24 protein-coding genes and 1 pseudogene are annotated in these 25,169 nt (G+C 62.3%); 15 read left to right on the forward strand and 10 right to left on the reverse strand.

What is annotated here, in order from left to right:
* The first annotated feature begins 45 nt into the window (after positions 1-45).
* Positions 46-942: an AraC family transcriptional regulator gene (locus KJP30_RS16835; RefSeq protein ID WP_218450501.1), complete on the forward strand. Its 897-nt coding sequence runs from the start codon at positions 46-48 to the stop codon at positions 940-942.
* Positions 943-1,271: 329 nt separating this feature from the next.
* Here KJP30_RS16835 and KJP30_RS25180 read toward each other — a convergent pair.
* Positions 1,272-1,717, reverse strand: a pseudogene (locus tag KJP30_RS25180) (SDR family NAD(P)-dependent oxidoreductase); the annotation flags it as partial.
* A 72-nt stretch (positions 1,718-1,789) separates the two neighbouring features.
* On the reverse strand, positions 1,790-2,701 hold the full coding sequence (locus KJP30_RS16845; protein WP_218450503.1) for a LysR family transcriptional regulator: 912 nt from the start codon (positions 2,699-2,701) through the stop codon (positions 1,790-1,792).
* 144 nt (positions 2,702-2,845) lie between these two features.
* Here KJP30_RS16845 and KJP30_RS16850 point away from each other — a divergent pair, with 144 nt between their 5' ends.
* On the forward strand, positions 2,846-3,529 hold the full coding sequence (locus tag KJP30_RS16850) for a type 1 glutamine amidotransferase domain-containing protein (RefSeq protein ID WP_218450504.1): 684 nt from the start codon (positions 2,846-2,848) through the stop codon (positions 3,527-3,529).
* Between the two features lie 58 nt (positions 3,530-3,587).
* Here KJP30_RS16850 and KJP30_RS16855 read toward each other — a convergent pair whose 3' ends face one another.
* Positions 3,588-3,773, reverse strand: a complete 186-nt coding sequence (locus KJP30_RS16855) for a hypothetical protein (RefSeq protein ID WP_218450505.1) — start codon at positions 3,771-3,773, stop codon at positions 3,588-3,590.
* Positions 3,774-3,918: 145 nt separating this feature from the next.
* Between KJP30_RS16855 and KJP30_RS16860 the strand changes: the two genes are divergently transcribed.
* Positions 3,919-5,484 carry a winged helix-turn-helix domain-containing tetratricopeptide repeat protein gene (locus KJP30_RS16860; RefSeq protein ID WP_218450506.1) on the forward strand — a complete coding sequence of 522 codons (1,566 nt, stop codon included), beginning with the start codon at positions 3,919-3,921 and terminating at the stop codon, positions 5,482-5,484.
* A gap of 149 nt (positions 5,485-5,633) precedes the next feature.
* On the opposite strand, the gene KJP30_RS16865 is transcribed toward KJP30_RS16860, so the two are convergent.
* Positions 5,634-6,521 carry an AraC family transcriptional regulator gene (locus KJP30_RS16865; RefSeq protein WP_218450507.1) on the reverse strand — a complete coding sequence of 296 codons (888 nt, stop codon included), beginning with the start codon at positions 6,519-6,521 and terminating at the stop codon, positions 5,634-5,636.
* A gap of 155 nt (positions 6,522-6,676) precedes the next feature.
* Between KJP30_RS16865 and KJP30_RS16870 the strand changes: the two genes are divergently transcribed.
* Positions 6,677-7,633 carry an SDR family oxidoreductase gene (locus tag KJP30_RS16870; protein WP_218450508.1) on the forward strand — a complete coding sequence of 319 codons (957 nt, stop codon included), beginning with the start codon at positions 6,677-6,679 and terminating at the stop codon, positions 7,631-7,633.
* A gap of 63 nt (positions 7,634-7,696) precedes the next feature.
* On the opposite strand, the gene tmpB is transcribed toward KJP30_RS16870, so the two are convergent.
* Both tmpB and tmpA read right to left on the reverse strand, forming a co-directional pair.
* Entirely contained in the window at positions 7,697-8,284 is a 588-nt protein-coding gene (tmpB, locus tag KJP30_RS16875; RefSeq protein WP_343222792.1) for a (R)-1-hydroxy-2-trimethylaminoethylphosphonate oxygenase, read from the reverse strand.
* Positions 8,281-9,426 carry a 2-trimethylaminoethylphosphonate dioxygenase gene (gene tmpA / locus KJP30_RS16880; RefSeq protein ID WP_218450510.1) on the reverse strand — a complete coding sequence of 382 codons (1,146 nt, stop codon included), beginning with the start codon at positions 9,424-9,426 and terminating at the stop codon, positions 8,281-8,283. Before tmpA ends, tmpB begins: the two co-directional genes overlap by 4 nt.
* Before the next feature lie 97 nt (positions 9,427-9,523).
* Here tmpA and KJP30_RS16885 point away from each other — a divergent pair, with 97 nt between their 5' ends.
* Complete coding sequence (locus KJP30_RS16885; RefSeq protein WP_218450511.1) at positions 9,524-10,387, forward strand: LysR family transcriptional regulator; 864 nt, start codon at positions 9,524-9,526, stop codon at positions 10,385-10,387.
* A 13-nt stretch (positions 10,388-10,400) separates the two neighbouring features.
* Here the strand turns inward: KJP30_RS16885 and KJP30_RS16890 are convergent, their stop codons facing one another.
* The gene (locus KJP30_RS16890; RefSeq protein WP_218450512.1) at positions 10,401-10,970 is read right to left on the reverse strand and encodes a TetR/AcrR family transcriptional regulator; all 570 of its coding nucleotides are present in this window, start codon (positions 10,968-10,970) and stop codon (positions 10,401-10,403) included.
* Positions 10,971-11,055: 85 nt separating this feature from the next.
* On the opposite strand from KJP30_RS16890, the gene KJP30_RS16895 reads away from it, so the two are divergent.
* Both KJP30_RS16895 and KJP30_RS16900 read left to right on the forward strand, forming a co-directional pair.
* Positions 11,056-12,528 carry an MFS transporter gene (locus KJP30_RS16895; protein ID WP_218450513.1) on the forward strand — a complete coding sequence of 491 codons (1,473 nt, stop codon included), beginning with the start codon at positions 11,056-11,058 and terminating at the stop codon, positions 12,526-12,528.
* Positions 12,529-12,622: 94 nt separating this feature from the next.
* Positions 12,623-12,838 (forward strand): WGR domain-containing protein, encoded by a 216-nt coding sequence (locus KJP30_RS16900; protein WP_224874633.1) that lies wholly within the window; start codon positions 12,623-12,625, stop codon positions 12,836-12,838.
* 498 nt (positions 12,839-13,336) lie between these two features.
* On the opposite strand, the gene KJP30_RS16905 is transcribed toward KJP30_RS16900, so the two are convergent.
* On the reverse strand, positions 13,337-13,942 hold the full coding sequence (locus tag KJP30_RS16905; protein WP_218450514.1) for a TetR/AcrR family transcriptional regulator: 606 nt from the start codon (positions 13,940-13,942) through the stop codon (positions 13,337-13,339).
* Positions 13,943-14,064: 122 nt separating this feature from the next.
* Here KJP30_RS16905 and KJP30_RS16910 point away from each other — a divergent pair, with 122 nt between their 5' ends.
* Together KJP30_RS16910 and KJP30_RS16915 are read left to right on the forward strand one after the other, a co-directional pair.
* A complete protein-coding gene (locus tag KJP30_RS16910) occupies positions 14,065-14,973 on the forward strand; it encodes a haloalkane dehalogenase (protein ID WP_218450515.1) in 909 nt (302 codons plus the stop codon).
* Positions 14,970-15,815 carry a Rossmann-fold NAD(P)-binding domain-containing protein gene (locus KJP30_RS16915; RefSeq protein WP_246594589.1) on the forward strand — a complete coding sequence of 282 codons (846 nt, stop codon included), beginning with the start codon at positions 14,970-14,972 and terminating at the stop codon, positions 15,813-15,815. The genes KJP30_RS16910 and KJP30_RS16915 overlap by 4 nt, the downstream gene beginning before the upstream one ends.
* A gap of 134 nt (positions 15,816-15,949) precedes the next feature.
* Here KJP30_RS16915 and KJP30_RS16920 read toward each other — a convergent pair whose 3' ends face one another.
* Positions 15,950-16,822, reverse strand: coding sequence for a LysR substrate-binding domain-containing protein (locus tag KJP30_RS16920; protein ID WP_218450516.1), 873 nt, complete (start codon positions 16,820-16,822; stop codon positions 15,950-15,952).
* Positions 16,823-17,008: 186 nt separating this feature from the next.
* On the opposite strand from KJP30_RS16920, the gene KJP30_RS16925 reads away from it, so the two are divergent.
* The 6 genes from KJP30_RS16925 to KJP30_RS16950 are packed head-to-tail and all read left to right on the forward strand — an operon-like array spanning position 17,009 to position 23,722.
* The gene (locus KJP30_RS16925; RefSeq protein WP_218450517.1) at positions 17,009-17,761 is read left to right on the forward strand and encodes an HAD family hydrolase; all 753 of its coding nucleotides are present in this window, start codon (positions 17,009-17,011) and stop codon (positions 17,759-17,761) included.
* The gene (locus tag KJP30_RS16930) at positions 17,758-18,684 is read left to right on the forward strand and encodes an ABC transporter permease (protein WP_218450518.1); all 927 of its coding nucleotides are present in this window, start codon (positions 17,758-17,760) and stop codon (positions 18,682-18,684) included. Before KJP30_RS16925 ends, KJP30_RS16930 begins: the two co-directional genes overlap by 4 nt.
* A 4-nt stretch (positions 18,685-18,688) precedes the next feature.
* Positions 18,689-19,573 carry an ABC transporter permease gene (locus tag KJP30_RS16935; protein WP_218450519.1) on the forward strand — a complete coding sequence of 295 codons (885 nt, stop codon included), beginning with the start codon at positions 18,689-18,691 and terminating at the stop codon, positions 19,571-19,573.
* Positions 19,574-19,619: 46 nt separating this feature from the next.
* Positions 19,620-21,170 carry an ABC transporter substrate-binding protein gene (locus KJP30_RS16940; protein ID WP_218450520.1) on the forward strand — a complete coding sequence of 517 codons (1,551 nt, stop codon included), beginning with the start codon at positions 19,620-19,622 and terminating at the stop codon, positions 21,168-21,170.
* A gap of 56 nt (positions 21,171-21,226) precedes the next feature.
* Positions 21,227-22,054 carry a metallophosphoesterase family protein gene (locus KJP30_RS16945; RefSeq protein ID WP_218450521.1) on the forward strand — a complete coding sequence of 276 codons (828 nt, stop codon included), beginning with the start codon at positions 21,227-21,229 and terminating at the stop codon, positions 22,052-22,054.
* 3 nt (positions 22,055-22,057) lie between these two features.
* A complete protein-coding gene (locus KJP30_RS16950; protein ID WP_218450522.1) occupies positions 22,058-23,722 on the forward strand; it encodes an ABC transporter ATP-binding protein in 1,665 nt (554 codons plus the stop codon).
* 44 nt (positions 23,723-23,766) lie between these two features.
* On the opposite strand, the gene KJP30_RS16955 is transcribed toward KJP30_RS16950, so the two are convergent.
* Positions 23,767-25,164 carry an FAD-binding oxidoreductase gene (locus KJP30_RS16955; RefSeq protein WP_218450523.1) on the reverse strand — a complete coding sequence of 466 codons (1,398 nt, stop codon included), beginning with the start codon at positions 25,162-25,164 and terminating at the stop codon, positions 23,767-23,769.
* Positions 25,165-25,169 lie beyond the last annotated feature (5 nt).

Raw genomic sequence — 25,169 nt, forward strand, 5'->3', positions numbered from 1 at the left:
CGGCGGCCGATATGACAAATTCCGTCACGAGAGAGACGCGGCAAGATGAACGACGAACTGAGAACCCGGTTAACCGCCCTGCGCGATGCGCAGGACAGGAAGGCCCGCATCGGATTTGTCGAAACAGGCGTGCCCTCGGTCCGGCTGTTCTGGGCCGATGCGCCAGTCGCCCGCGCGCCGCTGAGCTATGCGCCGGGCATCGCGATCATCGTGTCCGGGCGCAAAATCGGGTTTTTCGGTGATCGGCGCATCGAATACGGACCCGGCCAATACCTTGCCGTGGGCCTGCCGCTGTACTTTGAATGCGAAACCGTTGCGTCGCCCGAAGAACCGCTGATCGGTATCTTCCTCAGCGCCGATCCGGAGGACCTGCGTAGCCTCGCCGCCGAGTTGTCCGAGCATGATCTGCCGACGTTGCCGCCGCAATCCGGCCTTGGGATCGAACCCTTGGCGATGCCCGGATCAATGGGCGAAGCGCTTGCCAGACTTGCCCGGCAGTTGTGTTCCCCGGCAGAGGCGGCCGTTCTTTCGCCCGGCACTCTGCGCGAGATCTTTTTTCACGCGCTTCTGGATCGGCATGGCCGGGCCTTGCTGAGCCAGTTGCACGGCAACCGCCCCGAGGCGCGGATCGCCCGCGTTTTGCGTGACCTCGACGGCACGGGCGAGGCTTTTGCCGGGGTCTCTGATCTTGCCCGCGCCACAGGGATGAGCGCGGCCTCGTTCCACCGGCATTTCAAGGCGGTGACGGGCCTGCCACCGCTGCAATACCTGAAACGCAAACGGCTCATGCAGGCCAAAAGCCTGCTGGTCCACAACGGTATGGGCGTGGCCGAAACCGCGCATGCCGTGGGCTATGCCAGTCCGGCCCAGTTCAGCCGCGATTTCAGCGCTTTCTTTGGCCTGCCGCCAAGCCTTGCGGCGGAAACAGCCTATCCCGCCTGACCGGTCTTGCGATGGCAGGATGCCCCCGTGACAAGACATTTCGCCGGGCAGGAGGGGGCTAGCGCTTGTTCAGGATTTCCAGGGCGTCGGCACCCGCCCGATAGCGCAGCGTGTCGGTGCCGTTCGTCACGGCCGCCCCAGATCGCATTTGCCCCCACGATCTATTCCGAAGCCTTGGCGTTTTCGGCTCAACTGCCGAACAGGGCCTGCACGACAGGCTGGTATTCGGTCAGGCTTTGGTCGTTGGTAAAGTCGAATGACCAACCGCCGAAATCGGTGGCGATCATGCCGGGTTCGATAATCTTGACCCGGATCCCTGCGGCCTTCAGTTCGAAATGCAGCGCCTCCGAGATCCCTTCGACAGCGAATTTGGACCCGGATAAAGCGTGCCAAGCGGTAAGGTCATCTGCCTGCCAATCGACGAGATGTTGACGATCACACCCGAACCGTTGGCCCGTATGTGGGGCAGAAGGGCCTTTGTGATCGCCCGCAAACCGATGACATTGGTGTCGAACTGACGGCGGACCTTGTCCATCGGGAAGGCTTCCAGAGGGCCAAAAGCGCCATAGCCTGCGTTGCAGGCTGCGTTTGGACAAGTGCAGACGCCGCGCCAAGCCCGGCGCGGCGCAACACGCGTTCGGGTGAGGTGCGCAGCAGAGTGCCAATCTGTTTCAGACAGGGGCCGATTGGGTATCGCGCTGCCGTATCCCTGCTTTCCTGCCGACAACCTGCCTAACATGATTGAGCCGTCAGGATCTGCGCCAGAACGGCGCATGAATCTGGCGTGATTTGCCAGTTTCTTGGCACCACTAGCGCACCCAAACGGCCGGATGCCGCAAGCGCCATTTCAATCGTCGAACGCAAAACCCGCAGCGATACGGCTGATCAATCCCCGCAACCATATGTGCCCCTCGTCGCGGCGCAGATGCGGGTGCCATGCGATCTGGCTGGGGAAAGTGCCCAGCTCGACCGGCACGGGTTCATTCCGCAAGCCGTAAGGCCCCGCGGTCATCGCCGCCACCCGTTCAGGCACCGTTGCGATACCGCCCAGCCGGGCCACGGCGGGCGGTGCCGACAGGAAATGCGAGACCACGATAGCGGTGTTCCTACGAAGCCCTGTCGCTTCGGTCCGTTTATGAATGCCAGTGCGCCACTTGCCGGGCGGAGCCACGATCACATGGGGCAGGGTTTCATACAGCTCGCGGCCCAACATGGTCCCCTCGGGCATGGCCCGGGGTGATACGATACAGCGGAATCCGTTGTCGAACAGGTGTGACACCACAAGATCTTCGGGCGGGTTGTCGAACCGTCCGAGCGCCAGATCGAAGGTGCGCCCGGCCAACTGGCGTGGGTCAAGGTCTGGCCCGACGGGCGAGATTTCCAGCTTGGCCAGCGGGGCCTGTTCGGCAAAGGCCGCAGCCAGATCCGGCACCAGAACAATCTCGACATAGGGGCCCATCAGCAACCGAAACCGGCGGGTGGTCCGCGCTGGGTCGAACGGTTCGGCGGCCCGAAAGGCCTGCTCCAGCCGTTCCAGCCCGGCCGCAATGTCCGGCGCCATTTCAATTGCCTTTTCGGTCGGTTCCACGCCGTACCTGGCGCGCAGGAACAGCTCGTCGCCAAGCGCCTCGCGCAGGCGCGAAAGGGCGGCGCTTACCGTGCTTTGGGATTGGCCCAGTCGCGCCGCCGCGGCGGTGACGTTGCGTTCTTCCATAACGGCATGGAAGACGCGCAAAAGCGAGATGTCAGGTGTCGTCATAACCCCGAATTATCGATTTCTGACGTTGTCCGCATCAATTTCTTGATCCGGGAAGGGAAACCTACATCGGGGTCGAAGCGTTGAGGCCCCAACACGATCAGGGCCGCAGACGCCCTGAAACGAAAACGCAAGGAGACCCATTCCATGGCACGCATTCTGGTTCTGTCCACCGCATCCGACGTTCTGGGCGATACCGGCAAATCCACCGGCGTCTGGTACGAAGAACTGGCGACCCCCTACTATGCCTTTCTTGACGCAGGTCACGAGGTGACGCTGGTGACGTTGGGCGGCAAGGCTGTCCCGATCGACCCCAATTCCGATGTGACCGGCGACGATGCGCCCGCTTCGGTCACGCGCTTCCGCGCCGATGACAAGGCGGTTGCGCTGTTGGCTAAACCCGGTCGGCTGGAAGACGAAGACGTCACTGCCTATGACGCGCTTTACATCCCCGGCGGTCACGGCGCGATGTTCGACCTTGCCACCAGCGATCTGGTTGCCAAGGTGATTGGCACAGCATGGGACAACGGCAAGGTGGTCGCCTCTGTTTGTCACGGGCCGGCGGCTTTTGCCAAGGCCGTGGATGCCAACGGTGATCCCATCGTGAAAGGACGCAAGGTTTCGGCCTTTACCGACAGCGAAGAAGAGGGCGTCGGCCTTGTCGAGGCGGTGCCTTTCCTGCTGGAAACGCGGATGCGCGAACTTGGGGCCAAGTTCGAGAGCGTCGGTGACTGGCAGCCGCATTCGGTGGTCGACGGGCGGCTGGTGACCGGCCAGAACCCTGCGTCCTCGGATGGGGCTGCGGAAAAAGTGCTGGCCCTGCTGGGCTGATCGCGACAGGCGCCGCCCGGTAGGGGCGGCGCCTGTTCCATCGTCAACGCCGTGCGGATCAGGCGCGGTGCTGGCTGGCATTGCGTTTGGTCGTCGTCATGCCGAGGACGGCCCGGCGCAGGGCATGGCGCATCTTGCCCAGCATTGCCTGGGCTGCCATGGCCCGCAGATTGCGGACCTCGTTGCCTTTTGCTTCGGTGATGTTTGTGTAGTGGGTGAGGACATGGGCATCGCGGCGGTGCATGGTCTGGCTCCTGATCTGATCTGCGTTTGTGATGCCCCGAACCTGACATGTGGCCGGGGACCGCGCTTGACGGGGACGTCCAGAAGCTGTCCAGAAAAGGTCATTTCCGCTTGAGAAACGGCTTGCCCTATGGTCACCATCTGGGATGACGGCTGGCGAAACGATTTCCTTCGACGGTTTTGAGATCGACATCGCAAGGGGCGAGCTGCGTCGTGACGGGGTGGTCGTTCCCATCGAGCCGCAGGTCTTGGACCTGATCGCCTTCCTGGCCTCTCATCCCGGTCGTGTCGTCAGCAGGGACGACATCATCGACGGGGTCTGGCAGGGGCGGATCGTCTCGGACTCCGCAATTTCATCCCGGATCAACGCGGCGCGTCGTGCCCTTGGCGATGATGGCAGGAATCAGCGGGTCATCAGGACCGTGTCGCGCCGCGGGTTTCTCTTTGTTCCCACACCAGACAGGGCCGTTGATTCACGGCCCGCCGCGCAGATGTCCCGCCTCTTGGGCGCAGGTGCGGGCAAGCCTTCGATCGTGGTCCTCCCTTTCGAGAACTTGTCCGGCGATGCCGAACAGTCGTTCTTTTCCGATGGTATCGCGGATGACATCATCACCGACCTGTCCCGCTATGACGAACTGTTCGTGATCGCGCGGCAATCGGCGTTCGCTTTCCATGATCATACCAGCGCAGCAGGTGACTTTGCCGCCCGGCTTGACGTGGATTACATGCTGGAAGGCAGCGTCCGGCGCTCTCAGGGGCGGATCCGGGTGACAGTGCAGCTTTGCGAGGTGGCAAGCCGTAAGACGCTCTGGGCCGAGCGTTTCAACCGCGACGTTGCAGATGTTCTTGATGTTCAGGAAGAGATCGCGACGGTCATCGTCAACACCTTGGTGGGGCAGGTGTCTCTCCGGCACTACCGGCGGGTGCAGAAGACCGGGACCGATGCGATCGGCGCGTATGATCACGCGTTGAAAGCTCAACAGCACATCTGGTCCTTTTCCCGCGAAAGTGCAGCACGCGCACGAAAAGAGGCAGAAGCCGCCATTGGTCTGGACCCGGATTTGGCGCGGGCACATGCCATCCTTGGTTGGGCGCATCACATCGAGGCGTCGAACGGGTGGAGCGAGGCAAACGACCGGCCTTTCGACACCGCCCTGTCTTGTGCCAAAGCGGCCATTGCCGCCGATCCGAACGAACCTTGGGGGCATTGCGTCCTTGGGTTTTCGCTTTGGTGGCGGGATAGGGGACAGGATTTTGGCCGCGGTCTGGACGAAGCCCGGCTGGCGGTTCGGCTGAATCCCTCTAATGCGCATTTTCGCATGATCGTCGGGGCGACCTTTGCCTATATGGGCCGGGGCGCAGAGGCGTTGGAGGAAATCGACGCGGCGATCCGGTTCAATCCGCTTTTTCCCGGCCTGTATCTTGTCCATCGGTCGCGAGCACTTTTTGTGGCCGAACGCTATGCCGAAGCGCTGGCCGATGCCGAACGGTCCGCGGTCGAAATGCCCAAACATGCCAATGCACTAGCCTTGCTTGCGGCTTGTTATGAACGGCTTGGCAAGCAGGAGGAGGCTCGGGACGCCATTGCCGCGCTGCGCAGCGCCAGCCCGAATTATACCCTTGGCTTTGTCAGGGGGACCTTGCCCTTTGCCAACACCGACCACCTGAAAGCGTTTTGTGACCTGCTGGCGCGCGCCGGGTTGCCCGCCTGAACCGTTGAGCGATCGCCTGCCATCTGCGCTCCGGGTCGTTTTTTCTTGACCACGCGTTCCACGGTCAGGTCGGAATACCTCCCCTTCGACTGTCAGGTTGGTGTTGTCAGCAGACCCAAGAAGCAGGGGGTGACACACGCCTGATCCGCTCAGGGGCCAAGTGATGCCGGTTGTTGTGCGTCACTCCATCTGCGAGGCGCGTTTCCATACATCCGCTTGAACTCACGGCTGAATTGCGAGGCGCTGACATAGCCGACTTGCCTGGCGGCCTCGGAAACCGTCATGCCACTGGCGATCTTCATCGCGGCTTTGTTCAGGCGCATGGATTTTACGAACTGGATCGGGGACATCGTCGTGGCTTGCTTGAACTTGCGATGGAATACGGCGCGGCTCATACCGGCGCGGGCGGCAAGGTCTTCGATGGATGCAGGATCGGCCAGATTGGCCGAGACATGGGCAATGGCACGGGCGATGGCATTGCCGGGGCCAAAGGAGTGCCGGGCAAAGGCACCGGCCTCCCCTTTGAGGATGGCGTAATAGACTTCCCGCAGGCGGGACATGCCCAGAATGGCCATGTCCGTTGGACTGTCCAGCAGGTGCAGCAACCGCAATAGTCCATCGGCAAAGCCGGCATCCCAAGTGGCCAGCCGGATACCGCGTGCCTTGCCTTCTGGCCTTGGTTGCGGGTCGCCCACGGTGGCCATTTCCAGCGTCAGTTCCGTCATCAGGCGCGGGTCCAAGGCGATATAGACACCAAGGAGCGGGTTGTCGGGCGAGGCGGATGGCGTTCCAGCTTCGACCGGCATGGACATTGGACAGCACAGATACTCGCGGCTGCCGTAGACGTGGCGGTTTCCGTCCAGAACCGCCTCTTTGCCACCGCTGACAATGGCAACCACGCAGGGGTCATATACTGCAGGGGCGCAAGGTACGGCCTCGGTCGCGCGGAAAAGCTGGACGCCTGCAATACCGGTGTCGATCAGGCCGTCGCGTGGCGTCCGTGTCTCGATGATCTGTCTGATGGCGCTTTTGCTCATGGGGGAACTTGTAAAAGTTGTGACGAGCCTTTCGCAACGCCGCTGAGACAAACGGGCAAGTATTCGAGCGGAATTGGCCTGTCTGGGATCGCAGTCAAGACTTACGTCGCCAATCACCCAGCCCCAACGGCGCGACAAGTGAAAGGAAGAACGTGATGGCGGACAGGACCTTTGGACCGAAAGGTTGGCTCCCGGACCGGTTAGAGCCGCAGGCCGGCAAGACCTTTGTCATCACCGGCGCCAATGCCGGAACGGGGTTTCAGGCCGCCCGCATCCTGTTGGGCCATGGCGCCCGGGTTGTCATGCTGAACCGCAGCGCCGGTCGTTCGACCACCGCCCTGCGGAACCTCAAGGCGGAGTTCGGCACCAAGGCGGACGTCAGTTTTATCCCTATGGACCTGTCTGATCTGGACAGCGTGGCCACTGCGGCAGAGGAACTTCTCAATACGGCCCCGCGCATAGATGCCTTGATCTGTAACGCAGCCATCGCGCAGGTGCCCGCCCGCCAGTTGACCGTTGACGGGTTTGAAAGCCAGCTTGGTACCAATCATTTCGGCCACTTCCTGCTGTGTGGAAAGCTGTTTGACCGTATCGACCAGTCAGGCGGGCGCATCGTCGTGGTTGCCAGCCTTGGCTACAAGATGGGGTTGCGCCGCATCAAGTTCGAGGATCTGAACTGGAACGAGGGGTATGGCGCAAACGCCGCTTACAGCCAGAGCAAACTGGCGCAGATGATGTTCGCTTATGAGCTTCAGGACCGGGTCAGGGCTTGGCAAAGCAAGGTGCAGGTATTTGTCTGCCACCCCGGTTCTTCGGCCACGTCGCTGATCCGCACCAGCGGAGGGATGGCGACGCGGATCATGTGGTGGCTGATGAGCAAGACGCCGATGGTGCAATCGGCCGAACAGGGGGCTTATCCCGAGATTATGTGCGCCACCGAACGCAGGTTGGAACAACGCGCCCTGTACGGGCCGACCGGGCGGATGGAATTCGTGGGACCGGTGGGGCGCGGCACGCTGGAACCGCACGCCCACGACAAAGCCGATATGACGCGACTATGGGCGCTGTCCGAACGGGCCACGGGATTCACCTGGCCCTTTATCCCCCGGTGATGTCACGGCCTGTCCTTTGATCCGGGAACCCGTGAGCGGACAGGCCGGAACACGCGGTTTGCGCTAAGCGGCGCAGTGTTGGTCGACCATGCGCTGCACCATCGGGGCAAAATGCCAGAAGTCCGGCGTCTTCATGTCCGGTCGTTTGCCAGCGTCGTCCAGATAGCGCACGGCGATGATCCGTTTGAGGTTGGGGTTCTTCTCGAATTCGGTAACCTCCGAGGCTGTCATGGGTCCGCCTTGCAGGTTCAGCGAATGTACGGATGCCTCGGACAGGCGCCGGAAATACTCGGGCCGGGTCGCGCAGAGATAACGTTTGGCGGCCACGTGATAGCGCACGCAGTCGGTGATAACGCTTGGAAAGAACCGTTCCAGCACTTCGGCACCGGCATCCTCGTGGTGGCGGTCTTCGGTATCATTCATGGTGAACGTGCCGAATTCACTGGTGAAATGCCCGATGTCGTGCAGCAGGGCCCCCACGATGATCTCTTCCGGCTGGCCGTTCTGTTCGGCAATCGCCGCGCCTTGCAACATGTGCTGGCCCATTGTCACGGGCTCGCCAAGGTATTCTTCACCGCCACGCCGGTCAAAGATAGAGCCGATGAATGCCACGATTGTATCGCGGCTCAGGCTGTCGATATCGGGTTTCACTCCGCGGCCTCCCGCTGCAAGTCGCGAAGCAGGGCGTCGCGCGTCGATCGCAGGCCGTCCTTGTCCGCATAACAGCCCTGAAGCCATCGTGTTCCGTCGCCGGAATATCCCTTGCGCGCATGAAGCACGCGGGTGTTGTCGACAACAAAAGCTTCGCCCGGTTCCAGCCGGAAGGTGACTTCCATCGCCTCTTCGTCGATGATTTCGCCAAACCGGCGATAGGCTGCGTAATAGGTTGCCATCTTGTCGAAAGGCACATCCGTCACCGCGGACAGCGAGCGGTTGTTAAAGCGCACGCCGATCAGCTCGCCATCCGGGGCAAGTTCGATCATCGGGCGGCGCGAGGTCAGGCAGACGCCTGCTTCGCCCGCGTATTCGAACCGCGCGCAATGGTTCGCGAGGACATCGAAAAAGTCCGGGTTTTCGTCCCGCAGGCGTCGCGCAGCTGCAAACCCGTCGACCACCATGTTCTCGCCCCCGGCGGCAGAGCTTTCGAGGCAATAGAGCACCTGAACGGTCGGAACCGGGTCACGATAGGGATTGTCGGTATGGGCCTGAAGCCCAAGGCCGGTGAACGCAAGGTTCGTCGGATTGACCTCTGTGCGCACGTCGAAATGACGGCCATAGTTGGTTTCACGGACATAGCCGAATAGATCGACGATCCTGAACAGCGCGCCTTCTTCGACCGGGCCGTTTACCACCTTGCCAAAGCCGAATTTGGTGACCTCGCCAAGCCATTGTGACAGGCCCGCGCCGCGCGCTGCCAGATCGGCAAAATCGCCGGTCGGCACGTGCCCCATCAGGCCCGAATCCCAAAGTTCGATCTCGGGCGCGGTCCAGCCGCGGCGCTGCGTCTGGACGTTGTCATAGGCATGTGTCGCCAGCCAGCCGAGGTCAAAGGTCACGCGTTTGCCTTCGGGGGCAAAGGCGACCTCCAGCAGCGCGCCTGTGACCTCGGCTGCGCTGATGCGCGTATCGGTCGGGATGTCGCGCAGGGCAATCAGCCGCTGGCCATTTGCCGGTGCCCGCGTTTCGGGGTCGCTGGCGTTGTCGCGCAGCCAGATGGCGTGGAAGCGGTGGCGCGAGTCTTCGGTCACAAGCGTCAGGTATTCGCCCGAAGCATCGACGGAAACGGAAGTCATGAGGCTGTCCTTGGGTGGCAGATTTCTGGCGACACAGTTGCAGTGGTCATGCATAAGATCAAATTAGCAATTTTCACACCAAGACTTAGGTGAGCTAATGCCAAAGCGTCAGTTCAAGACGCCTCCGCTGGAATGGATCCGTGCCTTCGAGGCTGCCGCCCGATGCCAGAGTTTCACCGCGGCCGCCGGTGAGCTTGGCCTTACGCAATCGGCCGTCAGCCAAAGGATCGGAAATCTGGAAAAGCAGCTTGGGACCACGCTGTTCTTTCGACACGCGCAATCCATCGAGTTGACGGTTGAAGGGGAGGCATGGCTGCCGCATGTGCGTGCGGCGTTTGGCAATCTTCGGGACAGTTCCATGGCGCTCTTTGGATCGGGGCGCGGACAAATGACGATTTCGGCCAGCCAATCCATCATCGACCTGTGGCTGCTGCCGCGTCTTGCCATGGTCGGAGAGGTAAGCAACGGGCAGTTGACGATCCAGTCCATGGTGCTTGGCACGCATGAAGCCGCCTTGGACGAAGTCATCCGCATCCGCTATGGGTCGGGCGATTGGCCTCATGATCACAAGACCAGGCTTTTCTCCGAGAAGATCGCGCCGCTTGCGTCCCCGGATCTGGCGCGGCGTTGCGGTCATTGGTCAGAATGGCCGCGTATTGCCTGTTCGGGGCCTCGACCGGGGTGGACAACATGGGCGACACGGTTCGGGATTCCCACAACGCCTTTGCCGCATTTGCATTTTGACACTTTCCTGTCGGCACTTGGGGCCGCGCGGGCGGGGTTGGGGGTTGTGCTGGGCTCTTTGCCGCTGTGCGATGCCGATCTCAAGGCCGGGCGTCTGGTGCGTCTGGGGGCGGACGTTCTGGACCACCATGAAAGCTATTGGGCCATCGCAGGGTCTGATGCGATCGAACGGGCTCAATGGGCCGATTTCAGCGCGGCGCTTACCGCGAAAATATAGTGCGCGCAGAGCGTCAATCCTCGGATTCGGGTTTGTCCTCCGCAACAGAGGTGGCGGCCAGCATATCGGCGAACAGGGCTTTCCAGTCCGCGTCGCCGATATCCATCAATCCAAAAGCCTTGAGCAGGAAGGCACCTTCGCCGGCGAGGAAGGCAAGGGCCAGTTTGCGATCTTCGGGTTTCGACAGGTCCAGACCGGCCAGACGCGTGTTGTACCAGTCGCGGGTGTCGGCCAGTTGATCGGGGTGCTGGACAAGCGCCGTCATCATGACGGCAGATCGTGAATGTTCCGCCGCATCCGCATCGCGCGACGCGGATAGATGCCCCTGAATTCTTTGGCGTGGCGAGGGCTCTGGTCCTGTGCGTTTTGCCACATCGGCGTCAAAGGCCTCTCCCCATCGGGTGATCATGGCCCGGATCAGGTTGTCACGGGTGCCAAAGGCATATTGCACCCCGCCCTTGGTCACACCGGCCGCTTTCGCCACGGCGTCAAAGCTAAGCGCGCCTGCGCCGGAATCCAGAACCAGCGCCTCGGCGGCGTCCAGCACCTTGTTTCGGTCGATACTGCGTGGTCTGCCTGCCATTTCCTATTCCATTACGATACGACTGTATTTATATTTGTCGCGTACCGAGTGCAAATCGACTCGTCTGTTCCGAAGGATATACCCGATGCTCCCCCGCAGCCGCTGGCTTGTTCTGGCCATTGTCTCAAGTGCGCTTTTCCTGATCGTCATCGACATGACGGTACTCTACACGGCATTGCCTCGGTTGACCTATGATCTTGCTGCCACGGCGACCCAGAAACTGTGGATCGTGAATGCCTATCCGCTGGTGGTGGCCGGTTTGCTGCCGGGCCTTGGCGGATTGGGGGACCGTTTCGGTCACAAGCACATGTTTCTTGCGGGGCTGGTGGTTTTTGGCGGGGCCTCTGTCGCGGCGGCTTTTTCCGCGACACCGGCCATGCTGATCGCGGCGCGGGTTCTTCTGGCCGTGGGGGCAGCCATGATGATGCCTGCGACCCTGTCCCTGATCCGCCTGACCTTCACCGACGATGCCGAACGTGCCTTTGCCATCGGCATCTGGGCCGCCGTGGCATCGGGCGGCGCGGCGGTTGGGCCGGTGGTTGGCGGCTTGTTGCTGGAGTGGTTCTGGTGGGGATCGGTGTTCCTGATCAACCTTCCCATTGTTCTGGTCGCCTTTGCGGCTGGCGTGGTCGTGCTGGTCAACAGGCGGCCCGAGCATTCCCATCCTTTTGACTTCCTCGGTTCCCTTCAGGTCATGGTGGGGTTGGTCGGCCTTGTCTCTGCCATCAAGGAAGCGAGCAAACGTGATCCGTCGTGGCCAATGGCGGTCACGATGGTTGCGGTCGGTCTGGTCGCCATGATTGCCTTTGTCCGCCGCCAGCGGCAGAGCGCGAATCCGCTGATCGACTTTGCCCTGTTTCGCAACAGCCGGTTTTCCTCGGGCGTTGTTGCGGCGACCGTGGCCTCGGCCGCATTGATCGGTGTTGAATTGGTGTTCAGCCAGCGCCTGCAACTGGTGCTTGGCCTCAGTCCGTTGCAGGCCGGGCTGATGATCCTGCCGATCCCGGCGGCGTCTTTCCTGTCGGGGCCCTTGACGGGGTTGGCGCTGCCTCGGATCGGGGCAGGGCGCGTTTTGTCCGGTGCGCTGCTTTTGTCGGGCGCTGCATTGTTGTTCTACCTTGCGGCCCACAAGGGGCCCGCCTGGCTCTGGCTGTCCAGCCTTGCGGTCATGGGTTTTGGTCTTGGGGCGACGATGACCGCTGCCTCCAGCGCAATCATGATGTCCGCGCCCGAAGACCGCGCCGGCATGGCGGCATCGATCGAGGAAGTGTCGTTCGAACTGGGCGGGGCGCTTGGGGTGGCGGTGCTGGGCAGCGTCATGACCGCGCTTTATACCCGGGCGATGATCCTTCCGGCGGGTGTGTCGGGGACTGCCGCCGACAGTCTGGACGAGGCGATCATGGCCGCCGAGGCACTGGGCAAGGGGGCCGCCGACCGCTTGGTCGCCCTTGCCCGGGACGCCTTTGATCAGGCGTTTCTTGGTGTGATCGTCGTTGCAACCGTCATGGTCATGGTGGCCGGTTTCAGTATCTGGAGGACCACCGCACAGGAGCAATAACCGTACCGGATATTGCATGCGCCGAGCCGACAGGGCAAAACTGAGGTTCATCCGGTGCCGGGCGCGGCGGCACATCCCGAAGTTGGAGGCAGGCGTGGATCTGATACGGGTCGAAGAAAGCTCGAACACAAGCCATTTTTATCGCATGGAACTCATGCCGGGCCTTTTCGGGGACTGGTCTCTGGTGCGGGAATGGGGCCGGACCGGTCAGCCCGGTCAGATCCGTGTCGACTGGTTCGACGATGAGACAGAGGCCAAGGGCGCGCGCTTTGCGATCCAGATGGAAAAGGCCAAAAAGGGCTACGAATAAGCGTCCAAAGTTGCCGGGCCGACCAATCCGGCTTGGCTGATCCGACGACCTTGCACCGTTTTTGCTATGCGCTGGTCCAGACGCCATCCACCTTCGGCGCCGTCCCGGTGATCCGTGACGAGGCAAGCTAGACCGCAGTGCCCGGCGGTCAGATCCTCGGCCGCCAGTGCGATCTTTCCTTCGATCCAGGACCGCCGCTCGGGGTTTTCAAAAGTTGGGCCTGTCAGATCCGTCGGGACGAAGGTCAGACATATATTGGTTGAACGAAACACCCGCCCCAGGAACCGACCCATAGCCGTGTACCTGCATCAGGTTTGATCCGACGACGTTGCGCACGGATGCCAAGCCCGAATTAGACATGATGCACGGGCTTGGCGGTCAAGGGCATGGTTCTTGATGAAATATTAACATAATCATCATTACCAGCAATGCGCCGAATCACTGATACACCCGGCCATGACGAGTGACGTTTTCCCGAATTCTCTACCTTGCCTGCCGCTACTTGACGACTGACATGGCCAGATCGGTGAGCATCTCGGCGGCTTCTTCGGTGCTCAGGGGCAGCGCGCGGGCGGTGATCGAATAGCCCTCGAAGAAAGTGACCAGCAAGGTTTCCAGTTTGCGCCGGGAATGATCATCCGTCGATTGCGGGATCGCATCGCGTACCAGCAGTTCGGCGAAGGTCCGGTAGTAATCCATCAGGCAACGGTCGATGATCTGGTTCCGGCTTGAAATGGCCCAGATCTCGCGGAACGCCCGGCACATGTCCGAGATCTCTTCGCCATGTGACAGCCCCGCGCGCGCGAGGAAAAGCACCCTGCCCCGCACAGTCTGTGCATCGCTTTCTAGGATCAGCCGCCCAAGGTTCTCGGTGCAGTCTTCGAAATACTGACCGACCATGGCCTGAAGCACGTCATCCCGCGACTTGAAGTAATACTGCACGTTGCTGAGCCGCATCCCCGCGCTTTCCGCAAGCTTGCGCATGGTCAGCCCCGCATCCCCCGTTTCGATCAACAGCTTCAGCGCGCAATCGAGGATCAGTTGCTCTTTGGGGGATCGGGCGCGCCCAGCCTGCGATCGGGTGGTGTTTTCCTGTGCGTTCATGGCGTCGTTTCGTGTCAGGCCCTCTTGGTTTGCACAACAGCAATATTGGGCTCTTGACGCATTTGGTCAAGCGACCTAGATACTAGGTCAGTTGACCAAATCGCAACACGAAAGATGAGATCATGATCGCGGCGCTACGCACACCGGAAGAGCGGTTCGCGGGGCTGAGGGACTATCCCTTTGCACCGCATTACGTTGAAAACCTTGAAGGATATGAGGGTCTGAGGGGGCATTACGTTGATGAGGGCGACAAGGGTGCCGACGAGGTTTTCCTGCTGCTGCATGGCGAGCCGAGCTGGAGCTTCCTGTATCGCAAGATGATCCCGATTTTTGCCGACGCGGGCGCACGGGTCATTGCGCCGGATTGGCTGGGGTTCGGGAAATCGGACAAACCCGTCGACGATGCGGTCTATTCCTTTGATTTTCATCGCAACTACATGCTTGGCCTGATCCGCCACCTTGACCTGAGGAACATTACGCTGGTCGTTCAGGACTGGGGCGGCGTTTTGGGGCTGACCCTGCCGATGGAGATGCCGGACCGGTTCAAACGCCTGCTGATCATGAACACCGGTCTGATGGCTGGCCCGGTCAACAGCCCGGCCTTTGACGCATGGAAAGCGGACATCGTGGCCGACCCCGACGTGCCCGTGCCCTATATCATGCAAAAGAACGAGCCGAGCATCTCGGACGTCGATGCCCAGGCCTATGCCGCGCCCTTCCCGGATCAGCGCTACAAGGCGGGCGTGCGCAAGTTCCCCCTGTTGATCGCCACTTCGATGGATGCGCCCGGTGTCGCAACCTCTCAGCGCGCGGCGCGGTTCTGGTCCGAGGAGTGGAACGGCGAAAGCTTCATGGCCATCGGCATGAAGGACAAGATGCTGGGGCCGGACGTGATGAACTTTATGCGGACGATCATCAAAGGCTGCCCGGAACCGTTGGAAATCGCCGAAGGCGGGCATTTCGTTCAGGAGTCCGGCGGGGTGCAAATCGCGCAACAGGCGCTGGCCCATTTCGGTCTGACAAAAGGATGAGTGACAAGATGAATGCGACAGAGACACAGGCGCCCGTTCTGGTGATCGGAGCCACCGGCAAGACCGGAAAACGCGTGGCGCAACGGGTGCAGGCGCGTGGCGTTCCAGTGCGTCCGGGCACCCGGAACAGCGCCATCCCCTTCAATTGGGAGCAGCCGTCCACATGGCCCGCAGCCTTGGAAGGGACCAAGACGGCCTATGTCGCCTATTCACCGGATCTGGCGGTGCCATCGGCGCAAGCGGTTATCGCAGAATTCGTGCAGGCCGCTGAAAAGGCGGGCCTTCGTCGCATCGTGCTGTTGTCCGAACGCAACGAAGCGCGGGCGCAGGCCTGCGAACAGTTGTTGATGGACTCGTCAATGGACTGGACCATCCTGCGGCCCAGCTGGTTTGCGCAGAACTTCAGCGAAGGCGGCTTTCTTGACGGGATCCTGGCGGGAGAAGTGGCGGTGCCGACCTCTGGTGCGCCGGAACCCTTTGTCGATCTCGAAGATGTGGCGGATGTGGCCGCTGCCGCGCTGCTGGAACCGGGGCACAGCGGCAAGGTCTACGAGATGACCGGACCGGAGCTGTTGACCTGGGATGAGGCCGTGGCCGAAATCGCGCGGGTTTCCGGCCGGTCGGTGCGCTTTCGCGCCTCAACCGCCGCAGAGTTCGAAGGCACGCTGATCTCGGTCGGGGTCCCCGAGGACGAGGCGAGCTTTGTCGCAACCCTTGTGGCCGAGATCCTCGACGGCAAAAACGCAAGCCTTGCGGATGGTGTCGAACACGCGCTGGGGCGCAAGCCGCGCAGTTTTGCCCGCTTTGTTGAGGATGCGCAGGCCGCGGGCTGTTGGGCATAGCCATCGCAAGATCGGTGCCCCCGGGATCAAGACCGGGGACACCTGCCAACCGTCGGCTGCCCGCGTGTTTGCCACCAAGGCGGGGAGATAGCCCGCGCGGTCAATCTTGCAAGACGCCAACCGGAAAAATCCTGTCAGGGCAGCGCCAGCCCGTCGATCAGGCCGAACAGCGCGTTCAAGGTTTCCATCCTGCGTTCGACCGGGGCAAAGACGACCTCCGCGCTGGAGGTGTCGGCCCCCAGCAACCGCAACTGCTTGACGTCTTCGTTGCGCCCCGTCCCGGTCCGCCAGACAAAGCCGACACCCATGCCGTTGACGACCGCCTCATAGACACCGTCCCGGTTGTCCAGCGTCAGGAACGGCGCGGGCGATACCTCGTGGCGGCGGAAATAGCGATCCAGAACTTTTTGGGTCGACGAACCGGTGGTGCGAAAGATCAACCGGTGGCGCAACAACTCTTCACATGTGACCTCCTCCTGCGCGGCCAGAGGGTGTGACAGGGCGACAATCGCCACGACATTGTTGGTCAAAAGCGTTTTGCGCCGGAACCGGGCGTCCTTTGGCACCTCGGGCAGGATACCCACGTCAACCGTGTGATTGATGACCTGCCGCATGATCTTGTCATGGGATCCCGTCGTGACCTCCAGCGTCACCTGCGGATAGGCCTTGTTGAAGGCGGCGATCACCGACATGCCCGGCATGGCGTTTCCCAGCCCGACAGACAGTTCCCCCTTGGTCAGGGAGCCGTGCCGCCGCAGCATCTGTTCCAGTGACTGGTATTCGCTGATGACCCGTTCCGCCGAATCGCACAGCCTTTCGCACAGGGGCGTTGGGTGCAGTCTGCCCTTTTCGCGCACGAACAGTTCGACACCATAGTCTTCTTCCAGCTTGCGCACCTGCTGAGAGATTCCCGGTTGGGTCACGTTCAATTGCCGCGCCGCTGCCGCGTAAGAGCCGGATTCGGCCACGGTGCGAAGCGTTTCGAGGGTGCGCAGGGACAAAGTCATGGGCAATCCAAAGTGCAGCTATGGTTTTCCCAAAGCATAACTTTGCTTTGTCACAGCCATGTCACGGCCAGCAGGCAAATGACCCCCAGTGCCGGAAACGGCCGAACCTGAACCTGAACGATCACCTGTCCCCACACCAGACTGCCTCGGCGCGACCGCGCGCCGAGGTACAGGGAGCCTTTGCCCGTGGCCTTAGTACTGACCGCAAATGACCGGCTTGCCAGCCATCTCTCGCCCGACCTCGTGGCGCAGGACCGTCTTGTCCTGTGTGACCTCGACGGCTGCCTCGTGTCCGAAGGGCGGGCCTATGCGGATTCGGCCGCCTTTCTGGAAAGCTGTGGCGAACGGCTGTGGTTGGTATCGAACAATTCGACCCATTGTGCGGCAGATCTTAGCGCGGATCTGGCCGATCTCGGCCTGAGGGTTCCCGCAGACCGGATCCTGCTGGCCGGAGAGCAGACGCTGGCGCATCTGGCGCGATTGCACCCGGGCGCACGGCTGGCGTTGTTTGCCAGCGCCGCGATGGAGGCCGAGGCCGAACGGCTGGGCTTTGACCTGACGACCGACCGGGCGGATCTGGTGCTGTTGTGCCGTGATACGCAACTGTCGTTGGACCGGCTGAACGCGGCGGCGTCGCTGGTGCAAGGCGGGGCCGTCTTTTGGGTGTCGAACACCGACACCGCGCATCCCGGCCATGGTGGCCAGCCCATCGCCGAGACCGGCGCGCTTTTGGCGGCGCTGCGCGCCATGCTCACGGAACTGCATTTCGAAAGCATTGGCAAACCGCATCCCCATCTTGCCGCGCTGGCGCTGTCGCGCACCGGCGTTTCTGCCGCAGAGGCCGTTTTCGTCGGAGACAATCCCGACACGGACGGCGCCATCGCGCGGGCCATCGGCACCCGCTTTGTCCAGCTTCACCGCATGGGAGCCCCGGAATGACGCTTTATATCCTGCGCACCTTGCTCAAGATGGTGCTGACTCTCTTTGCCATCATCACGCTGGTGTTCTTTGCCACCCGCATGTCGGGCAGCCCTCTGGATACCGCGCTTGGCGATGGCCTGTCAGAGGAAGATCGCGCCCTGATGATCGAATATTTCGGTCTGGACCGGTCGATCTGGCATCAATACCTAGCCTATCTGCGCGGGATCCTCGAGGGCAACTTTGGCCTCTCCTTCATCGAGCGCCGCCCGGTGGCCGAGATCGTCGCCGAACGTATCTGGCCGTCGCTGCAACTGTTGGGCAGCGCGCTGGCGCTGACGCTGGTGGTTTCCGTCCCGCTTGGGGTCACGGCGGCGTTGTGGCGCGACAGCTGGATCGGCAGTGCGGTCATGGGGCTGGCCTTTATCGGCTACGCGGTGCCCAATTTCGTGATCGCCACCTTCATGGTGCTGATCTTTGCTTTTTCGCTCAACTGGTTGCCGGTGGTCGGCAATGGCACGGCGTGGCATTTCATCATGCCGACCATCGCCATGTCCGGCGTGCTGATTGCCGCGCTGACGCGCTTTACCCGCAACGCCATGCTGGACGTTCTGGGGCAGGATTTCATGCGCACTGCCCGTGCCAAGGGCCTGCCTGAAACCGTCGTGATCCTGAAACACGGGCTCCGCAATGCCGGTGTCACGGTGCTGTCGGTGTTGGGGCTGCAAATCGCCGGCATGGCCGCGGCGGGCAATGTCGTGGTCGAGGCGATCTTCAGTTGGCCGGGCATTGGCGAACTGCTCGTTTCGGCCGCCATCATGCGCGACTACCCGGTGCTGCAATTCGGGGTGATCTCGGTCGCCTTCGCGGTGGTCGTCATCAATGCCCTCACCGACATCGCCTATGTCGTCGCGGATCCGCGCATCCGCATGGCCAAAGGATAAAGCCATGACCGCCACCTCTCACATCCCCTCGCGCGCGCCTTTGCTGGTAACGCTCTGGCAGGACAGCAACGGCATCCAGAAGGCCGCGGCGCTGATCGGTCTGGCACTGGTGCTGATGGCGCTGCTGGCACCGCTGATTGCCCCTTTCGATCCGCTGTCGCAGAGCCTGATCTCGCGGCTGCGCCCGCCGCTGGGGTTCGATCGCTACAAGGACGGGTTCTACCTTGGCACCGACGAACTGGGCCGCGATGTCCTGTCGCGCAGCCTGCACGGTTTGCAACTGACGCTTGGGCTTGCGCTGGCGGGGGCAACCATCGGCCTGCTGATCGGCGGCACGCTGGGTCTGATCGCCGGGCTGCGCAGGGGCTGGGTCGAGGATTCGATCATGGCCGCGGTCGATCTGCAAATCGCCGTGCCCTTCACCCTGTTGGCTTTGCTGATCCTTGCGCTGTTCGGATCCTCCCTGACGGTCATGATCTGCGTGCTGGGCATCGCCGGATGGGAGCAATACGCCCGCATCGTGCGCGCAGAGGTGCGCAAGATCACGCAGCTTCCCTTCATCGAGGCGGCGCGCGCCTCGGGGGGCGGTCAGCGGTATATTGCGCTGACCCATGTGCTGCCGAACATCGTCTCGCCGCTGGTGGTGCAGTTCACCCTGTCGCTGTCCAACATCGTGATCCTTGAATCGACACTGTCCTTTCTGGGGCTTGGCGTGCAGCCCCCCACCGCCACGCTGGGCAGCATGGTCGGTTATGGCCGCGATTACATGCCCACCGCCCCCTGGATGGTGATTGCCCCCGCGGCCCTGATCATCCTTGTCACCTTTTCCGTGCAGATCCTTGGCGACTGGCTGCGTGACCGCGCCGATGTCCGCCTGCGCGACCGCTAATCAAGAGGCCGAAGACGCCCTTCCCACTTCCTCAATGGAGAAGACCATGAAGACCCTTCTGATGACCACCGCTGCCACGCTTCTGGCTGGCTCGGCCCTTGCCCAGTCGATCACCGTCGGCGCGGCCAATATCTCGGAATATCTCGATCCGGGCCGCGACCATTCCAACGTGGGTTCGCAGTTCTACTACAACAGCTTCGACACGCTGATCGACCGTGATCATTCCAAGCTAGAACCGGAATGGACACCCGCACTGGCGACCGAATGGAAGCTGGTGGACGACACCACGATGGAGCTGAAGCTGCGCGAAGGCGTCAAGTTCCACAACGGCGAAGACATGACCGCCGACGACGTGGTCTTTTCGCTGAACCGCATGTACCAGGCGACCTTTGCCCCCTACGTCGTGCGTTCCAAGGATCGTCTGGCGAACTTTGCCGAAGCGGTGAAAATCGACGACTATACCGTTCAGATCAAGGTCGAACGCCCCGAGCCGCTGTGGGAAACGCTGGTTTCGCTTCAGCAGGTCATGATCATCCCCGAAGAGTACACCAAGGCGCTGTCCGGCGATCCCGAAGTGGCCGAGGATGGCGATTTCGAAGCCTTCTCGCTGGCGCCTGTCGGCACCGGCCCCTACGCGATCTCGGAATTCGTACCCGGTCAGAAAGTGGTCTACGCGCGCTTTGACGGCTTCTGGGGCGACCGTGCGCCGCTGGAAAAGGCCACGGTCATTCGCATTCCCGAAACCGCCAGCCGCATCACCGCGCTGAAGACCGGCGAAGCAGACATCGTCACCAATATCGCGCCGGATCAGCTGGCCCTGATTAACGCCGATCCCAACCTCAAGACCGAAGGTTCGGCCACGGCGCTGTTCCACGTCATGATCATGAACGTGAACCACCCCAATCTGGTCGACCCCAAGATCCGTCAGGCAATGTCGATGGCCATCGACCGCGATCTGCTGAACGAGGCGCTGTGGCTGGGCAAGGCGGTCGTGCCCTCGACCCACACGATGGCCGAGATGGGCGAACTGCACATGCCCGAGCTCAACACTTTTGAATACGATCCCGAAAAGGCGCGCGAGCTGCTGGCGGCCTCGTCCTACAACGGGGAAGAGATCGTTTTTGACGCCTACCCGGTCTACTACACCAACGGCGTTCTGGCCGCACAGGCCATCACCGAAATGTGGGCCGAAGTCGGCATCAAGGGCCGCGTGAACGTGACCGAAACATGGACCGGGGCCAGCCCCGACCTGATGGCGCGCAGCTGGTCGAACCCGATGTATTTCGCCGACCCCTTCGGCTCGTTCGGGGTGATGTGGGCGCCCAACGGCCCCTCCGAAGGCTCGGGCCGCTTCAACACCGATGCGGAATACGCGGCGATCTGGGAACGCTTCCGTTTTTCCAAGGACATCGAAGAGCGCAAGGCCGCCTATGTCGAGCTGATGGACCGCATCAAGCAGGATCCGCCGGTTCTGCCGCTGTACCGTCCCTTCGAAAGCTGGGGCATGCACAAGGGCATCGACTGGGCGCCGCAGCCCGGCCACATCCCCTACGTGCTTGATTTCCGCGCCGGCGCCATCGCGCTTGCCGACAGCTAAGCCGCATCGGCGCGTCCCCGTCGGGGCGCGCCACCCCTCCCTTCAGGACCAGACACATGACCCTTCGCATCGCCATCGTCACCGATATTCATCACGGCGCCCCTTCGCATGCCAAACGCGGCGACGCCGCTCTTGCGCTGATGGCAGAGTTCGCCGACTGGGCCAATGCCGAGGCACCGGACCTTGTACTGGATCTGGGCGACCGGATTTCCGACGTGGACGAGACCACCGACCTGCGGCTGGAAGCCGAGGTGGCCGAAGCCTTCAAGGCGGTCAAGGCGCCGGTCTATCACGTCAACGGCAACCATGACCGTGATTACCTGAGCACCGCCCAGAACGAAGAGATCCTTGGCCAGAGCCTTGCCAACCAGTTGCTTGACTGCGGCGATTGGCAGGTCGCCCTCTGGCGTGCCGACCCGCGCATCACCCGGACCGAAGATCACTATGGCTTTTCCCTGCCAGAAAGTGACCTGCTTTGGCTGTCGCGCACCATGCAGGCGGCGCAAAAGCCGACGCTTGTCGCCAGCCACGTGCCGGTGTCCGGTCACGGTCAGGTTGGCAACTACTGGTTCGAGCGCAACGAAGAAGTTTCGCGCTACCCAGAAAGCCCGCGCGTCCGTCAGGCGTTGGCGCAGGCGGGCGTTCCGGTGGTCTGCATTGCCGGCCACGTGCATTGGAACACCGTGACCACGGTCAATGGCATCACCCATCTGACCCAGCAAAGCCTGACCGAAAGCTTTACCACGCAAGGTGAACCCGCTGCCGCATGGGGGATGCTGGACCTGTCGGATACCGTACATTGGCAGGTCTTCGGCAAAGACCCGTTCGAGGCCCGTATTACGCCAAAGCCCGGGCGCTGGACCCCTCCGATGGGACGGTTCTGACCCATGCTTGATGCTCCCGTCCTTTCCGTCAAATCGCTCTCGATCGCCTTTGGCAGCCATACCGCCGTGCGCGATCTGTCCTTTGACATCCACGCCGGGGAAACGCTGGCCCTGGTCGGTGAATCCGGCTCGGGCAAATCGGCCACCGCGCTGTCGGTGATGCGGCTGATCGAACGCGAGGGCGGGCGCATCACCGCAGGTCAGATCCGGCTGGGGGCCGAGGCCCCCGTGGATCTGGGGCACCTGTCCGACCGGGCCATGCAGGCCTATCGCGGCAACCGCATTTCGATGATCTTTCAAGAGCCGATGACCTCTTTGAATCCGGTCATGCGGATTGGCGAACAACTGGGCGAGGTGCTGCGCCGCCATCAGGGCATGGGCCGGGCCGAGGCGCGGATCGCCGCCGAGCGGGCGCTGGATCAGGTGCGCATTCCGGATCCCGCGCGGCGGTTGGACCAGTACCCGCACGAATTGTCCGGCGGGTTGCGGCAACGGGTGATGATCGCCATCGCGCTTGCCTGCCGCCCCGACGTTCTGATCGCGGACGAACCGACAACCGCGCTGGACGTCACCACGCAGGCCGAGGTGCTGAAGCTGCTGAAAAGCCTTCAGCGTGAAATCGGCATGGCGATCCTGTTCATCACGCATGACATGGGCGTGGTGGCCGAAGTGGCCGACCGGGTCGTGGTGATGCGGCACGGCAATACCGAAGAGGTCGCCTTTACCCGCGCCCTGTTCGAAGCGCCGCAATCGCAATACGCGCGGGACCTGATGGCGGCGACGCCCAAGCTGGGCCTGTCGCCTTTGCGCCCGCAAGTCGCCCCGGCGGAACCGGTGCTCAGGGTCGCCGGTCTGACCAAGAGTTTTGCCCGCAGTGGCGGGTTCCTCAAACCCAAGGTCAGGGTGCCGGCCGTCAAGGATGTCTCGTTTGAAATCCTCCCGGGTGAAACACTGGGCCTTGTGGGCGAATCCGGGTGTGGCAAATCCACCCTGTCGCGGGCGCTGATGCGCCTGATCGAACCTGATGCCGGCCGGGTGATCCTTGCCGGGCGCGAGATCACCGGCCTTGGCCCGCAGGCGCTGCAACAGGCGCGCGCCGATGTGCAAATGGTGTTTCAGGATCCTTTCGCAAGCCTCAACCCCCGGATGAAGGTTCGGGATCTGATCACCGAACCGGCCTTTCTGCACAGCGGGTTGAGCGGTCAGGCCCGATCAGATCTGGCCGCCGAACTTTTGGAAAAGGTGACTTTGGACCCGGCGGCGGCGGACCGCTATCCGCACCAGTTTTCCGGGGGGCAGCGTCAGCGGCTGTGCCTTGCCCGCGCCCTTTCGGTTTCGCCAAAGGTGATCGTCGCGGATGAGGCGGTTTCGGCGCTGGACGTATCCACCGCGGCCCGGGTCACGGCCCTGATGCAGGACATTCAGGACCGGCTGGGCATTGCCTTTCTCTTTATCTCGCATGACATCGCGGTGGTGGAACGGGTCAGCCACCGCATCGCTGTGATGTACCGGGGCGAGATCGTCGAGACCGGCGAAACCGAACAGGTGCTGCGAAGCCCGCGCCACGCCTACACGCAGCGTTTGCTTTCCGCCGTGCCCAGCCCCCTGCCCCGCCGTGGTGCTGCCAATGCGCAGCCGCGACACCGCGAGGCTGCCTTGCAGGCGTGACAAGAAACCGGCGGTCCGCCTGACCGGACCGCCGGCACAACCGTTCAGGTCCGTTGGCCTGCGTATTGATACAGTTCGCTGTAGTCCCAGTCGGGCCGGTCCCATGAGATCATCTTGCCGGGGTTCAAAAGACCCTGCGGGTCGGCCTCTTGTTTGAACCGCAACTGGATGTCGTCGACGGTCTGCCGCCCGCCTTCCTCCAGTGTGTAACAATGCGGGTTGAAGATCATGATCCCGGCTGCCTCATGCGCGTCGATGATCTCTTGCAGCCGTGCCTCGGTGGTGAAACGCACCAGCGGCAAGCCGACAAATTCGGTGCGCGCGCCGTTTCGGATTACCTCGAGGTGTTGCAGCACTTCGCCGGGAAAGGCCCTGCGCATCTGTTCCGCAAGATCGACGCCCCCCTCTGCCGGGTATTGCGCCTGTAGATAGGTGATCGCCGGATCCACCTTGAGCGCGCGAAGCGTCGTGTGGTTCCAGCCGTATTCGTAAAGGATGCCGGGGTCCCGGTCCCACTGGGACGTGTCGGACCGATAGATCACCTGTGCCCCGTCGTAATGCGCCACCTCGGTCAGCAGCGCCTGCAATGATTGCGGGGCCACCATGATGGATGCGACATTGGTGTCGCTGTCCACATGCGGGCGCACGCGCTGGAAATAATCATGGGCAATCGGTGCCTCGAAAACCGAGATGTTCTTGGCCAGAATGCCGGGCTGGTTGCCGATATCTTCGGCAAACTGCGCGGCACCCGGGAAGGTGGGAAACGTCACAAGCACGCCGATCCAGTCATAGGCCGGGGCCAGAGGCAATTCGATCTGTGTGACGATCCCGTTGGTGCCATAGGCATGGGATACGCGGGCCAGCTCATCACCGGTCAGCTCCAGAACGCGCGGCTCTGCCTCCATGGTGACGACACGCAGGCGGATCAGGTTGCCCGGCGACCGCAACCAGCCCCAGCGGCAGGATCCCACGCCGCCCGACCCGCCCGAGACAAAGCCGCCGACGGTTGCGGTTCCGGCGGTCGAGGGCAGCAGACGCAGCTCTTGCCCGCTGTGGTCAATACAGGCGCGGTCGATGTCTCGCAGGGTGCAACCGGGGTCGACCGTGACCCTGCCGGGAGCGATGCCGAGGACAGAGTTCATGTTCTGCATATGCATGACGCAGCCCCCGGCCAGCGGCATCGCCTGGCCGTAGTTCCCGGTGCCCGAGCCGCGCACCGTTACCGGGCAGCCATATGCGTGACAGATGCGCAGCACCTCGATCACCTCGGCCTCGGTTCGGGGCGAAACGACGAAATCCGCTTTGACCTTGTCCAGACGCGGTTTCAGCACCGGTGAGTACCAATAGAAATCCCGGCTCTTGGCCTCGATGGCGCGGTCGGAATTGTCCATGGGCAGGTGTGAGAGGGCCGCGCGCGCGGCCTCGATGGAAGATGGCGACATGGGTC

The sequence above is a fragment of the Antarctobacter sediminis genome, assembly GCF_019218285.1.
GTDB lineage: Bacteria > Pseudomonadota > Alphaproteobacteria > Rhodobacterales > Rhodobacteraceae > Antarctobacter > Antarctobacter sediminis.